This is a genomic window from Hydrogenovibrio sp. (assembly GCF_965140365.1).
Lineage (GTDB): Bacteria > Pseudomonadota > Gammaproteobacteria > Thiomicrospirales > Thiomicrospiraceae > Hydrogenovibrio.
Genome location: NZ_OZ223196.1, coordinates 446,325 through 459,411 on the forward strand (window position 1 = coordinate 446,325; position 13,087 = coordinate 459,411).

Genomic DNA, 13,087 nt, shown 5'->3' on the forward strand with positions numbered 1-13,087 from the left:
GTTTCCTCTTGGGCCGTATAAGCAACGGTTTTAAGTGAGCTATGAAACAAAAAACCACGAAAGCGGCACTTTCGTGGTTTGATCATTGACGAGTGAGTGTTGGAACCTTATTAAACCAAATGTTCCAAACGATGTTCCAAATAGTGGATGTTTTGCTCGCCTTCGCAGAAGCCCAGATCGTTCATGATCTCGCGTTGCATGCGAATGTTGGTATCGATGCCTTGAATGATCAATTCATCGAGCGCCGTATCCATGCGTGCAATGGCCGACTCACGATTCGGACCGTAGCAAATCAGTTTGCCGATCATGGAGTCGTAATGCGGCGGTACCGGGTAGCCGGTGTAAATGTGCGAGTCCCAACGAACGCCAATGCCGCCCGCCAAGTGTAAGCGATCGATTCGGCCGGGTGACGGAATGAAATTTTTCGATGGGTTTTCGGCATTGATACGACATTCAATGGCGTGACCGGTCAGTACCACGTCTTCCTGTTTGATGGTTAACGGAATTCCCATGGCGATTTCGATTTGCGCTTTCACCAAATCGATGCCGGTGACCTGTTCGGTGACCGGGTGTTCCACCTGCAGACGAGTATTCATTTCAATGAAATAGAATTCGCCTTTTTCATACAGGAATTCAAAGGTGCCGGCACCGCGATAGCCAATTTCGATACAGGCATTCACGCAGGCCTGGCCGATTCGGTTACGTTGCTCTTCAGTGATGCCGGGCGCGGGGGCTTCTTCGACCACTTTTTGGTGGCGGCGTTGCATGGAACAGTCACGTTCGCCCAGGTGAATGGCATTGCCTTGGCCGTCGGCTAATACCTGGATTTCGATATGGCGTGGCGTTTCCAAGAATTTTTCCATATAGACTTCCGGGTTACCAAAAAAGCTACCGGCTTCGGATTTGGTCAACTGAATGGATTTAGCCAGGTTGGATTCGGTGTGCACCACGCGCATCCCTCGTCCGCCGCCGCCGCCGGAGGCTTTGATGATAATCGGGTAGCCGATTTCCTTCGCGAGACGTCGATTTTCCTCATCATCATCGCCCAGGGGGCCGCCGGAGCCCGGAACCGTCGGAACACCGGCGGCTTTCATGGCTCGGATGGCAGAGACTTTATCGCCCATGATGCGAATGGTTTCCGCTTTTGGACCGATAAAAGCGAAACCGCTTTCTTCAACACGTTCGGCAAAGTCGGCGTTTTCGGATAAGAACCCGTAGCCTGGGTGGATGGCTTCGGCATCGGTAATTTCCGCTGCGGCGATAATGGCCGGAATGTTCAAGTAACTGTCGGAGGACGGAGCCGGGCCGATGCAAACGGACTCGTCGGCCAGCAAAACGTGCTTGAGATTGGCATCCGCAGAGGAATGAACCGCAACCGTTTTGATGCCCATTTCTTTACAGGCTCTCAGCACCCGTAGGGCAATTTCGCCTCGGTTGGCAATCAGGATTTTTTCAATCATGCAACTTCCCTATTATTCGATGATGAACAAAGATTGACCGAATTCAACCGGCTCGGCGTTTTGGACCAAAATCTTTTTCACGGTTCCGGAAACGTCGGCTTCAATCGGGTTCATGATTTTCATGGCTTCAATGATGCATAGGGTGTCGCCGGCCGAAACTTGATCGCCGACGCTGACAAAGGCATCGGCATCCGGGGATGGTGAAGAATAGAAAGTACCGACCATTGGCGAAGTGACATTGTGACCACTGACTTCTGGTGCCGCAGGCGCTTCTGCCGGTGCTTCTGAAGCCGCAGGTGCCGAGGCCATTGGCGCGGCTTGGTAGGTGGCGGTGGCCGGAGCCGACATCATGACCGGTTCTTTGCTACGGGTAATGCGGATGTTGTGCTCGCCTTCCTTAATTTCAATCTCAGCGACGTCAGATTGTTCAACAATTTCAATTAGTTTGCGAATTGAACGAATATCCATGTTCTTTATTCCTCTTAAAGATAGTCTTTGGTGTTTGGTTATTTCAAATTTTCAACCGCAGCGGCCAGGGCCAGCTGGTAGCCTATCGGACCCAGCCCGGCAATGACGCCTTCGGCGATGTCGGAAAAATATGAATGGGTTCGAAAAGCTTCACGCTTGTGGATATTGGATAAATGCACTTCGATGAACGGGATTTTAACCGTAGCGAGCGCATCCCGAATGGCTACGCTGGTATGCGTGAACGCGGCGGGGTTGATGATAATGAAGTCAATATCGTCTAAAGCGGTGTGAATGCGTTCCACAATTTCGTGTTCCGCATTACTTTGAAAGTTGTAAAGCCGAACTTCGTAGTCGTCCGCCAGGGTTTCGAGTTCTTCAATAATGCCCCCGAGTGTTTGGCGGCCATAATGCTCCGGTTCGCGTCTGCCAAGCATGTTGAGATTCGGACCGTTGATTACCAGTATGTTCGCCATAAGTCTTCCTAAAGCTGTTTGAGCCGTCTCAAAGGGGTTGAAGATTAAATTGTTGAAAATTATACCTGAAAGTTCGATTTTGCGATATACAAAAGCGCAAAAAAAGACGTGAAAGTTCGCGAAATGCTGTGAAATACAGGTGAAGTTTAAAAATGATAATGTTTTGTCACTTTTTGAGGGGACGGTGACGGTTTTTGTAGAGTATTACTGGATGGTACTTAGTGTTGAAACCGGCCAGGTCTTTATACCCTTTAGGGTGTGGCCGGTTTTGAGGGATGTGGTGTCGAAACCAGTACTCTTAGTCGCGTTATTGGAATGAATTGTGGATGTGTTGCATAAAGGCATCCGGCTTTTTAAAGCCAACAACACGTTGGGCTTTCTGCTCCTGGCCTTTGTCGAAGAACAGAATCGCCGGTGGGCCAATGATGCCGAACGCTTTCATCAGTTCTTTGTCATTGGCATTGTTGGCGGTGACGTCGGCTTTCAGCAAGGTTACGTTCGATAACGCTTTTTGAACGGCCGGGTCGGAAAAGGTGTAGGCCTCCATTTCTTTGCAGCTGACACACCAGTCGGCGTAAAAGTCGAGCATGATGGGCTGGCCTTTGGCAATTTCGGTATTCAATTCATCCAGCGTGCTGATTTTTTTGAAATTCAAATGTGCTTGGGTTTGAGATGCCGAACCACTCGCGCCTTGTAATCCTTTTAAGGGTTGAATGACGTTTTGGCTGCCGCTGGCCAGTCCTATCAGCATAATGACGCCATATACTAGGAAAATCACACCAATGGTTTTGGCCAGCTTATACCAGCCGGATTTGTCACCAATGGCTTCCAGGGCACCCAGGTAGATGCCGGAGCCAATCAGCAGTGCCGCCCAAGCGAACAGAATCATCCAGCCAGGGAGAATGCGTTCGGCCATCCAGATGGCGACCCCTAGCATCAGTACACCGAAGATGGCTTTAACATTATCCATCCAAGCGCCGGCTCTTGGTAGCAGCTTGCCGGCCGAGGTGCCCAGTAATAACAACGGAACGCCCATGCCGAGACTCATTGCAAAGAGTGCGGTACCGCCCAGTAACGCATCACCGGTTTGGCCGATGTAAATTAAGGCTCCGGCCAGCGGCGGGGCGACACAAGGCCCGACAATCAGCGCGGACAAGAAGCCCATGACGGCGACGCCCGTTAAGGTGCCGCCTTCCTGTTTGTTGGACAGGTTGGTGATTTTGGATTGCAACCCACTTGGCAATTGCAGCTCATAGAAGCCGAACATGGAGAAAGCCAGGGCGATGAATATTAGCGCAAAGGTTCCGATAATCCATGGGTTTTGGAACATGGCTTGCAAGTTTTCGCCAAACAAACCGGCCAAGACGCCGGCCAAGGTGTAGGTGATGGACATGGCTAGCACATACACCAGCGACATGGTGAAGGCTTTTCGAGTGGTCAGTTGATCGCCCTGGCCGACGATGATGCTCGACAGAATCGGAATCATCGGGAAAACGCATGGCGTCAGGGACAGCAATAAACCGAACAGGAAAAAGGTGCCAATGACGATCCAGACGGAGCTGTTTTGCAGTGTACTGGTGATTTGGTCGGTTTCCGATAGGGCTTCCTGACCGTTTGCCGAGGAGGTTGCATCTGACGTTGCAGGTGCCACCGTGAAATCCGCCGTTTTCAGGGTAGCGGTTTTATGAGCTGGTGGGTAACAAACGCCCGACTCGGCGGAGCAGCCTTGGTAAGAAATTTCCACTTCGGCGGTGTCGGTTAGATTGTTCACTGGCAGCAAGGCTTGGAAGTTGCCATGATAGACTTCCACATCCCCGAAGACCGGATCGTTGGCCGGTGTGGCTTGCGGTAATTGCAACGCACCTAAATCGGCTTGACCTTGCTTCAACTGGGTTTTGATTTTGTCTTTATAGAGGTGATAGCCTTTCGCGACTTTGAAGTCCAATACCAAGTGGCCTTTTCCATCCGGTTCGGCACTGAATTGGAAAGCTTCGTCTGCTGGCAGTAGTTCCACTTCAGCGCTGTCGACAATTAAATCGTTCAATGCGCTCAGGGCGTTTTCAGAGGTTTGTGTTTGCGCGGAGGGTAAATTGACCGTCACGGTTTTGCTTTGCGGTGGGTAGCATACGCCAATCTCTTCGGCGCAGCCTTGGTATTTGACGGTCAAGGTCGCTTGCTGTGCGGTGCCGGTATAGGGCTGAGAAACCGTTAAGTCATGCTTGAAGACTTGGGTTTTGCCGAAAAGTGGGTCGTCTTTGGTGATCGGTGTCGGGAAAACCAATGGGTCGAGTTGGATGTCTTTGGACGTGGCTTCAACCGCAATGCGCTTTTGGTACAGATAATAGCCGTCGGCGATTTTCCATTGGAGCAGGATGTCGCCGTTTTCCACTTTGGCTGGTTGCAGGGCAAAGGCTTGGTCGACGTCGAGTAGCTCGTCGGAGGCCAAGGTGTGTTGGGCCCAGAAAAAAAGGAATAGGGCCAGAAAATTTGTCAACAGCGCTGTTTTTTTCATTTTACGATCACCTTGAAAAAACGATTTAAAGACTTATGTATACTGTATACGTTAATAAGTGAGTTGTGATTTTAACGTAGAATCATCATTGTATGTTGTGCAAACTTTGTGTAAATAGGGGAAAACCCGAGTTTTATACAATCTGTTTTTAACCACGTCTAAAGAGACCCGTATGTTTAAAGTTTTCTTCCTGTTGTTTTTGTTAGTGCCCTTAATCGAGTTGTATGTATTGATTGAAGTGGGCAGTGAAATCGGCGCGCTGCCGACTATTTTGTTGACGATATTGACGGCAATCGTCGGTGCGGCTCTAATGCGCCACCAAGGCGTGGCGACCATGCAAAAGGCTCAGACCAGTCTGGCGCAGGGGCAGGTGCCAGCGACCGAGATGATGGAAGGCATGTTGATTTTCCTCGGTGGCCTGTTTTTGTTGATTCCCGGTTTGATTACCGATGCCCTAGGCTTTTTGCTGTTGATCCCGCCGATTCGTCATGCCTTGGCGAATAAAATTATCGCGCAACGCCAAGCAGAATACGCACGTTATAAAGGTCAGGTGTATGAAACGGAATGGACCGAGCAGACCGAAGACGGTATTCGTCATGTGCACGTGATTCAGTCCGGCTCGTCGAAAGCGGAGCCGGATGTGATTGAGGGCGAAGTGTTGGATGACGACTCAGGTTCGGATAAAAAACCGGGGTCAAAGCCATAACTCAGCGTTTGGTTGGCTGCCGTTTAGATAAAGAAAAACGCCCAGGCCTGGGCGTTTTTTGTATTTGAGGTATCCGGTTTAAAGCGATTCCAATAATTCAGAATAGCCTTCACGGTAGCTTGGGTATTTGAATTGATAGCCGGTAGCTTTGATTTTTGCATTGGAAAGGCGCTTGTTGCTTCGCATGGCGCGGCTGTTTTCGGTCGGTTCACGGTGTTCAATGTTTGAAACCGACAGTTGCTCTGCCAACCACTCATAGACTTCACAGGTTAACGTCGGTTCGTCGTCCACCCCGATGTATAAAGTGTCCAAGTCCGGCTGCTCCATCAAATGCTCCAGTAAACCGACACAGTCTTCCGAGTGGATGCGGTTGCTGTAAACGTCTTCCATGCAATGGGCTTTGCCTTGCAATACCATATCAATCAAATAAGTGCGCCCCGGGCCGTAAATGCCACCGAAGCGGATAACCGTACCGGGGAAGGGCGCATTTAACGCCAGCTCTTCACCTTCCAGTAAGCGACGGCTGGAAAAGTTTTTGCCTTCCGCCGCACTGTCTTCCGTGACTTTTTCCCCTTCTGACTGGGTAAAAACCGATGAGCTGGAAATAAAAAATAAGCGCTTGGGGGATTGGCCTTTTAAAGCATCGATTAAATGCTTTAAGCCCATGACATAGGCCTTGTAATAGGCCACATCGTTATAGCTGGGCGCCGAAACGATGTAAAAAATGTAGTCAAAGTTTTCAGGCAGGTCTGGCAACTGGCTGAATAGGTCGGCTTCAATTGGATGAATGGGCGGTGTAATCTGTGAGGCATCGCGTCGAATACCGAAGACTTCGTGACCTTTTTCCGACAGGCTGACACCTAGGCGACACCCTAGATCACCACATCCCGCAATAAGAACTCGCGCCATAGTTGTTACCTTTCCTTTCTGACCGCTTTTGGTCGCATGGTATCACAAAAAAGCGAAAAGGGAATATAACAAATCCATGACATCGAAAATTAAGTTTTCAGGCATAAAAAAAGCCGCTCAAGGAGCGGCTTTTAAGCGGCTTGTTTCGACGCAGAATTAGAAATTCATACGAAGAGACAAGGTGTAACCGATTTGGGAGTGTTTGACTTCGTGTTCGGTTCCAGCATCCGCTGTACTGGCAAAACTAGATCCCAGTGCAGAAGAGATAACGCCTGTTTTAACCGTCTTGGTAACCTGTGGTGCATACACAACTGCGCCATCCAGTGCTAGGTTTTTGGTTAACTGATAACCGCCACCGAATGTAAAGTGAGATTCAACGATTCCTGGGAAGAAGTGGTTGTTAAACAGATTAACAGCTTCGTTGGAGTATCCGGTTCCACCCGCAGGAAGTGTTGCGCCAGTGGAATCACCATCCAGCTTATCGATTGGGTCTTCGCCGTAGTTGTAGCCAATGCCTGCCCAGAAGCGGTTGCCAGAGTATTTAGCCCCAACACCGAAAACGTTTTGATCTTTCCAGTTGAAGTCCTTATAACCTTTGGCTTGGCCCCATTGGATTTGTTTGGCATCGGCTGTCAGCATAAAACTGCCCATCGTATAAGCAAGACCTACTTTGATTTCGGCAGGTTGCTCCAAGTGATCTGATGTGATGGTCTTCTGGCCGATAGGGCTGTTTGGCCCGATAGCAAAACCGTCTGCCGCAGTCGTGATTTGGTCTTTATATTTCATGTCAATAGCGGATTGATAAGTTAAACCAATAGTGAAGTCGGACGTGATGTCAAAATAGCCGCCTAAGTTATAACCATAGCCAATATCTGTTGACATACCGTTACCGACATTGTTGCCACTGGCATCTTGATAGTTGATGTCTAATGCTCCGTATTGGATGACTGGCGCCAGGCCAAAACCAAAGCGATTGGTGTTATAGGCAAGTGTTGGCGCAAACTTCATTAACTGTAGGTTACTGTAGCCTTTGAACAGACCGGCGGTATCTCGATAGTCGACACCCATGCCCGCGGAACCGAAAATCCCTAAACCGAATGTCCAATTGTTATTGATACGAGTCGATAGAGAAACCTCAGGAATGATGTTCGAGTCATTGTCACTGGTTTGTGATGCTTCAACGCCAGGGTTGGCAACGTTTGACGTTGCTTTAACGTCAGGCTTGAACAGAGTACCACCAATGGCAAATTCAGTCCCTTGAGACTTACCCAACAACGCTGGGTTGGTTAGAGCGTTTTCAGAACCGAAGAAAGCGGCGGTACCTGTGCCACCAAGTGCGCGAGATTGAGCACCTAGGCCGATTAGGTTGTCACCGTTGGTTGCAAGAACAGGAGTTGAAGCCATTGCGGTGGCTGCAATTGCTAAAGCGAGTCTTGTTTTTTTCATTGAGTTTCTCTCTTTTCGTTATCAATAAATTTGAGAGCGTGTCTTCCTGTTGTTTCGTTGCTTACCTATAAGGAGGAATGGCACGCTGTTTTTTGGTCAGAGACTAATATGCCGAAGAGAAAAGTCTTTTAATAATCAAAAAAACTTATCAGTGATTAGGTGGGATTAATTCGTATAGTTTGGTTTTGGTCTTTAGAGGCGTGATTCAGTTTTTTTTTAATCTAAGTTGTTGATATGAAAGAATAGAAGTATTTAATAATATAATTATTTTCTTATGTTTGTGCCTTAACGTATTGAAATGAAAATAATTTTATGAGAGAGCATGAATTTTTTATTATGACTTTCTAATATTATTAAAAAATGATTTTTAATGTTTTTGTTTCAGGCGGTTTAATGTCATTAGATGAGAGTCTGGAGCCGAGTGGGTATAACCGAGTGTCAAGTTAACGATGGCCGTTATTCGTTTTTATTTATCGTAAGCGGGTTTAGAGGTGTTTAAATAGTGAGTGCCTAAAAATCAGTGGTTGGGGAGGGGTGAAAATCAATTAGGCATAAAAAAACCCGCATGGAGCGGGTTTTTTGTTTCTAACGAACTAAGCGAAACGGCTTAGAAAGCGCCAGACTTACCTTTTTGCAACATTTCCCACATGGTGTCACGCACTTGCATGGTGGCTTCCTGTAGTTCCGGCGGCATTTTTTTACCCATTTTAATGGCCATGTCCATGTTCATGGTGTAGATATGCAAGCCATCGTCTTCTTCGATGATGTTCACACGGCATGGTAGGAAACCACCCATTGCTGGTGAGAAGTCAACCATTTTGCGAGCCGTTTCCGGGTTACAGAAAGACATAACATGAATGATTTTAGAGTCGATGCCGCGTGCTTTCAGCTCTTCGGACAGCGGTAATTCACCTACGTTTTTGATATTGCGGTTGATCCCGACGTTGTTGATGGCGTCGATGACGTCTTCCAATTCAACGCCGTCTTCCACCTTGACTTCCCACATGGTGGCATCGGCAATGTCACCATCGGCGGCAACCCATTTATCCCAGATTTGCATGAAAGTTTCGCCTGCACCATCGTTCAAGTTGTTGATGGCGTTGACTGTACCACAGCCACTTAGTGTTGCGATGGCACCTGCGATAAAGGCGGCTTTAAAAAAGTTTACTAATCTCATTGAGTCTTTCTCCGTTGCTTTGTAATCAAGGGGGTTGATTGTCGCCAAATGTGTAGTGGTCTTAAATTGGTTTAAGGCCGTTACATATTTGACGCATTTTTTATTTGCTTGATTTGAATCAATTTTCAGCAACCAAGGTTACTCTTGTTATTTTTAAAATAAAAATTAATTTTTTTGTGTAGAGATAATTTTCTTTTATGAAAATAACCAACTCCTAATATAATTTTTTTATTAAATGATGAAATACGTAAAAATCAGATAAGCTTAAACCCTAGAGAATACAGGCAGTTATCAAATATTTTATGCCCGGTTTTCTGCACGCGATGTTGGTGCCATTCACGATGGATAGGGTAATGTCGACGATAATATTCATATTTTTTATGGGTCTCTATCATATTATTTGTTCTAATGGCCAAATCGTCTTTTTCGGGCTGGTAACATTGCGCCAGTAAAGCTTTTAAGTCCGTTTCCAGTTTTCCTGTAAAGGATGGTTGAATGGGGTCGGGTGGCGTTGGCAAAATGCTTGGCCAATCGATAACCGGTTCAGTGTGCCAGTATTGGCACAGTGCGGAAAACACCATTTGGCTGCCGGCGATTTTGGCATCCAGCGCATGGCCTGCGATGTGCGGTGTGGCAATCAGCGCGGTTTGATAAAGCGTTTCGTCGATATTGGGCTCGTTTTCCCAGCAGTCGATGATATTGGCGGCGGTAGGCGTTTTTGACCAGGCCTGCTCGTCGATAATGCCGCCACGGGCCGCATTGATGATGATTTGGTGAGGTTGGATTCGGCGCAGTTTGTCCGCTGACAATAAATGATGGGTTGGGTGTGGCCCGTCATAATTCAGGGGGGTATGCACGGTAATGATGTCTGCTGACAGGGCCGTGTCCAAATCGGTAAAGCTGGTCAGGTTTTCTTGTTCCACCCGAGGCGGGTCATTTAATAGTAGCGTCATGCCTAAGGCCGCCGCTTTGTCGGCCACGCGTTTTCCAACATGGCCGACACCAATAATGGCGAGCCGGGTGTCGGCCAATTCGAAGCCCTTTGAAACGGCCAGGTTGACGATGTTGGTGATGACGTATTCGGCTACGGAGTTCGCATTACAGCCTTGGGCCGAGTAAAATTCAATACTTTGTTGTTGTAAGTAAACTTGATCGATATGATCCAAGCCGACAACGGTGCTGCCGACAAATTCGACCGGTGTGTTCTCCAGTAACGCTTGATTGACTTGCGTGCGCGAACGAACAATCAAGGCATCGGCCGTTTTTAAACTGTCGCGAGTAATCTCCTTGCCAGGTAAGGTGATGACGTGACCGAGGTGTGAAAATAGTTCGTGTGCATAGGGAACGGCGTCGTCGATGACAATGGTTTTGTTTGAGGTCATACGTATTTCCGTGGAAAATTCATAAGAATAATGTTGTGGCTTTAAGCTGATATTGTAGCAAGATACCGAGTGATGCGTCTGTTCAAGATTCTGGGGTCATAAGACCACAGAGAGTTGTTTTAAAATAATGATAGAAGGAAAAATATGCACTCAAAATCCTCTCGCCGGATTCCAGGAGCAGTGGGTGAACTTGAAGTCAGAATGACCAGGCCTGGTGATTCCTCATCTTTCAGCGACCAACCAAAACGTTGGGTGGTATTGAGCCATCCCCACCCACAGTTCGGTGGAACGATGAATAATAAAGTGGTGGCGACACTCGAGAAAGCGTTTCAGAGCCTGGAATATGGCACCTTGGCGTATAACTTTCGTGGCGTGGGTGGGTCTGAAGGCGAATACGATGGCGGAGAAGGTGAGCAAATGGACTTGGCGGCCGCCGTTCATTGGTTGCGTGAAACAACCGAGGTGGATGAATTGGTGTTGGCCGGTTTTTCCTTCGGCAGCTATGTGGTCTTGAAACAAGCGGAAGCGTTGAAGGCGGATGCTTTATGTACCGTGGCACCGCCGGTGTCTATGTACGACTTTACCGGTTTGTATCCGACGATGCCTTGGGTGCTGATTCAAGGCGGGCAGGATGAGGTCATTGACAGTGTAGAGGTTTTGCAGTGGGCGATTAAAGCCGACTCGGTTCCGGATATTTTTTGGCGGGCCCAGGCCAGTCATTTCTTTCACCGTCAGCTGGTTTGGTTGAAAAATATTGTCACAGCGGTTTATTGAAGCCTTGTGCAAATCGACTTACGTGATGTGCTAATAAATGTGGACGTTAGTGAGATTCTAAAGAATGGGTTGCACTCTTTTTGTCTCAAAACTGGAATATAAGAAAATTCTTATATATAATTCAAAAACTTTAATATAAGTAATTACTAATATTCTAATGCGTTTGAGTTCTAGCGTTGGGGGCGGTAATGTTGTTTTCAAAGATGAAAACGGCCTTCTGAAGGGATGAACGCTTGATTCTGATGTCTTAATCCTTAGAAATATTAGCGGTAATAAAGACCGAATTTTAAGCCCGAGTTTTAAGCCTGTTAGGAACTAATTTTATGAAGCCAAATGTATTAAGGGTCATCAAGCCCGTATCCATGCCTTTGATCGCCATTTTGATTTCAGGTCTGGCGACTTCCGCTCATGCCGCGCAACTGGATTTCAAAACGTGTGTGGAAACGGCGTTGGGTCAAAACCCGGAAATGGATGTCAGCCAGTATCGTCTTCAACAAGCCAAATACGCCTTGGCGGAAGCCGATGCCAATCGCATGCCGCAAATCACGGCTTCCATGACGGGCACCAACTCGAATAACGCCCTGAATGTGTTTGGTATGAAATTAAACCAGCGAGATGCGAGTTTCCGTGACTTTGGTTTTGCCGATATGAATAAAGGGGTAGATTATGTTCCTGGCGATTTGAATGAACCGGGGAGTTATACGGATTTCAATACCCGTCTGGAAGTGATGATTCCTGTTTGGAACGGCGGCCGGGTCTCGAGTTATCAAAACCAAGCTAAAGCAATGATTAAAGCGGCGCAGCACGGTGATAAGGCGGTGCAGCAGTACTTAACCTACAATGTCTATCAAGCCTATGAAGGGGTGCACACCGCGCGCGCTTTTGTTTCCGTGGCCGAACAGGCCGTTAAAGCGTCGGAATCCTATGTTCGAACCACGCAAAATATGGTGGACCAAGGTGTGGTCGTTCGTTCGGAGTTATTGAGTGCCAATGTGCATTTGTCAGATGCCAAAACCGCTTTGGAGCAAGCCAAAATGCAAGAGCAAATTGCACTGGATAATCTAAGAACCCTCATGGCTTTGGATCAAAACGCACCGTTGGATGTGGGGCCCCGTATCGACATTTCATTGCCGTCAAAATCCCTGCCGGAATTAACCAATATGGCGACCACCACCAATCCGAAACTGGAAGCTTCGCGTGAAGAGTCTTTGTCGAAGCGAGCGGCGATTGATGCCAGTAAAGCCGACCAGTATCCCAATTTCAATATCATGGTTCGCGGCGATACCAATGATGAAAATCTAGGGTTCGATAGCCAGTCTTATACGGTGGCGGGTGTGGTTTCCTGGAAAATCACCGACTTTGGGGTGACGGCGAACAAAGTGGATCGTGCGCGGGCGTTAGCCAGTGAAAAGCAAGCCGCGCTTCGTTCACAAGAAAACCAAACGCGCTTGGCCGTGTTGAAAGCCTGGCGTACTTTGCAGGTGGCGGAAAAACAGGTTAAGTCCAACCAGTTGGCGGTTAAACAGGCTGAAGAAGCGCAGCGCTTGGTGATGAAACGCTATAAAGGTGGTATTGCCACCATGACCGAAGTGTTGTCAAACCAGGCACAGTTGGATAAAGCGAGAGCCGACTTGGTCAATGCTGTTTTTGAGAAAAACATTCAAAAAGCGAAATTGCGTCTTGAAACCGGCACGATGAGTGTCGAACAGCTTTAATCCAAAGCCGAAAAAGCAGAATGAATCGAATTTCAAAATTTTAAAGTTTTTTAAAGGGTAAACGA

Annotated in this window: 11 protein-coding genes; 3 read left to right on the forward strand and 8 right to left on the reverse strand. The window is 47.7% G+C overall.

What is annotated here, in order from left to right:
- Nucleotides 1-110: 110 nt before the first annotated feature.
- From accC to AC0KH7_RS02145, 4 genes are all read right to left on the reverse strand, one after another.
- Nucleotides 111-1,460 carry an acetyl-CoA carboxylase biotin carboxylase subunit gene (gene accC / locus AC0KH7_RS02130; protein WP_472370259.1) on the reverse strand — a complete coding sequence of 450 codons (1,350 nt, stop codon included), beginning with the start codon at nucleotides 1,458-1,460 and terminating at the stop codon, nucleotides 111-113.
- A 12-nt stretch (nucleotides 1,461-1,472) separates the two neighbouring features.
- Nucleotides 1,473-1,928: an acetyl-CoA carboxylase biotin carboxyl carrier protein gene (accB, locus tag AC0KH7_RS02135; RefSeq protein ID WP_472370261.1), complete on the reverse strand. Its 456-nt coding sequence runs from the start codon at nucleotides 1,926-1,928 to the stop codon at nucleotides 1,473-1,475.
- A 38-nt stretch (nucleotides 1,929-1,966) separates the two neighbouring features.
- Complete coding sequence (gene aroQ / locus AC0KH7_RS02140) at nucleotides 1,967-2,401, reverse strand: type II 3-dehydroquinate dehydratase (RefSeq protein WP_472370263.1); 435 nt, start codon at nucleotides 2,399-2,401, stop codon at nucleotides 1,967-1,969.
- A 307-nt stretch (nucleotides 2,402-2,708) separates the two neighbouring features.
- Nucleotides 2,709-4,913 carry a protein-disulfide reductase DsbD gene (locus AC0KH7_RS02145; RefSeq protein ID WP_472370265.1) on the reverse strand — a complete coding sequence of 735 codons (2,205 nt, stop codon included), beginning with the start codon at nucleotides 4,911-4,913 and terminating at the stop codon, nucleotides 2,709-2,711.
- Nucleotides 4,914-5,085: 172 nt separating this feature from the next.
- Between AC0KH7_RS02145 and AC0KH7_RS02150 the strand changes: the two genes are divergently transcribed.
- Nucleotides 5,086-5,619: an FxsA family protein gene (locus AC0KH7_RS02150; protein WP_472370267.1), complete on the forward strand. Its 534-nt coding sequence runs from the start codon at nucleotides 5,086-5,088 to the stop codon at nucleotides 5,617-5,619.
- A gap of 78 nt (nucleotides 5,620-5,697) precedes the next feature.
- Here the strand turns inward: AC0KH7_RS02150 and AC0KH7_RS02155 are convergent, their stop codons facing one another.
- From AC0KH7_RS02155 to AC0KH7_RS02170, 4 genes are all read right to left on the reverse strand, one after another.
- Nucleotides 5,698-6,528, reverse strand: a complete 831-nt coding sequence (locus tag AC0KH7_RS02155; RefSeq protein WP_472370269.1) for an SDR family oxidoreductase — start codon at nucleotides 6,526-6,528, stop codon at nucleotides 5,698-5,700.
- 156 nt (nucleotides 6,529-6,684) lie between these two features.
- Nucleotides 6,685-7,974: an OmpP1/FadL family transporter gene (locus tag AC0KH7_RS02160; protein ID WP_472370271.1), complete on the reverse strand. Its 1,290-nt coding sequence runs from the start codon at nucleotides 7,972-7,974 to the stop codon at nucleotides 6,685-6,687.
- A gap of 607 nt (nucleotides 7,975-8,581) precedes the next feature.
- Nucleotides 8,582-9,151, reverse strand: coding sequence for a DUF302 domain-containing protein (locus tag AC0KH7_RS02165; RefSeq protein ID WP_068647512.1), 570 nt, complete (start codon nucleotides 9,149-9,151; stop codon nucleotides 8,582-8,584).
- A gap of 254 nt (nucleotides 9,152-9,405) precedes the next feature.
- On the reverse strand, nucleotides 9,406-10,533 hold the full coding sequence (locus AC0KH7_RS02170; protein ID WP_472370273.1) for a 4-phosphoerythronate dehydrogenase: 1,128 nt from the start codon (nucleotides 10,531-10,533) through the stop codon (nucleotides 9,406-9,408).
- 144 nt (nucleotides 10,534-10,677) lie between these two features.
- Between AC0KH7_RS02170 and AC0KH7_RS02175 the strand changes: the two genes are divergently transcribed.
- Nucleotides 10,678-11,307 (forward strand): alpha/beta hydrolase, encoded by a 630-nt coding sequence (locus tag AC0KH7_RS02175; protein WP_472370275.1) that lies wholly within the window; start codon nucleotides 10,678-10,680, stop codon nucleotides 11,305-11,307.
- 323 nt (nucleotides 11,308-11,630) lie between these two features.
- Nucleotides 11,631-13,022, forward strand: coding sequence for a TolC family protein (locus AC0KH7_RS02180; protein WP_472370277.1), 1,392 nt, complete (start codon nucleotides 11,631-11,633; stop codon nucleotides 13,020-13,022).
- Nucleotides 13,023-13,087: the final 65 nt, after the last annotated feature.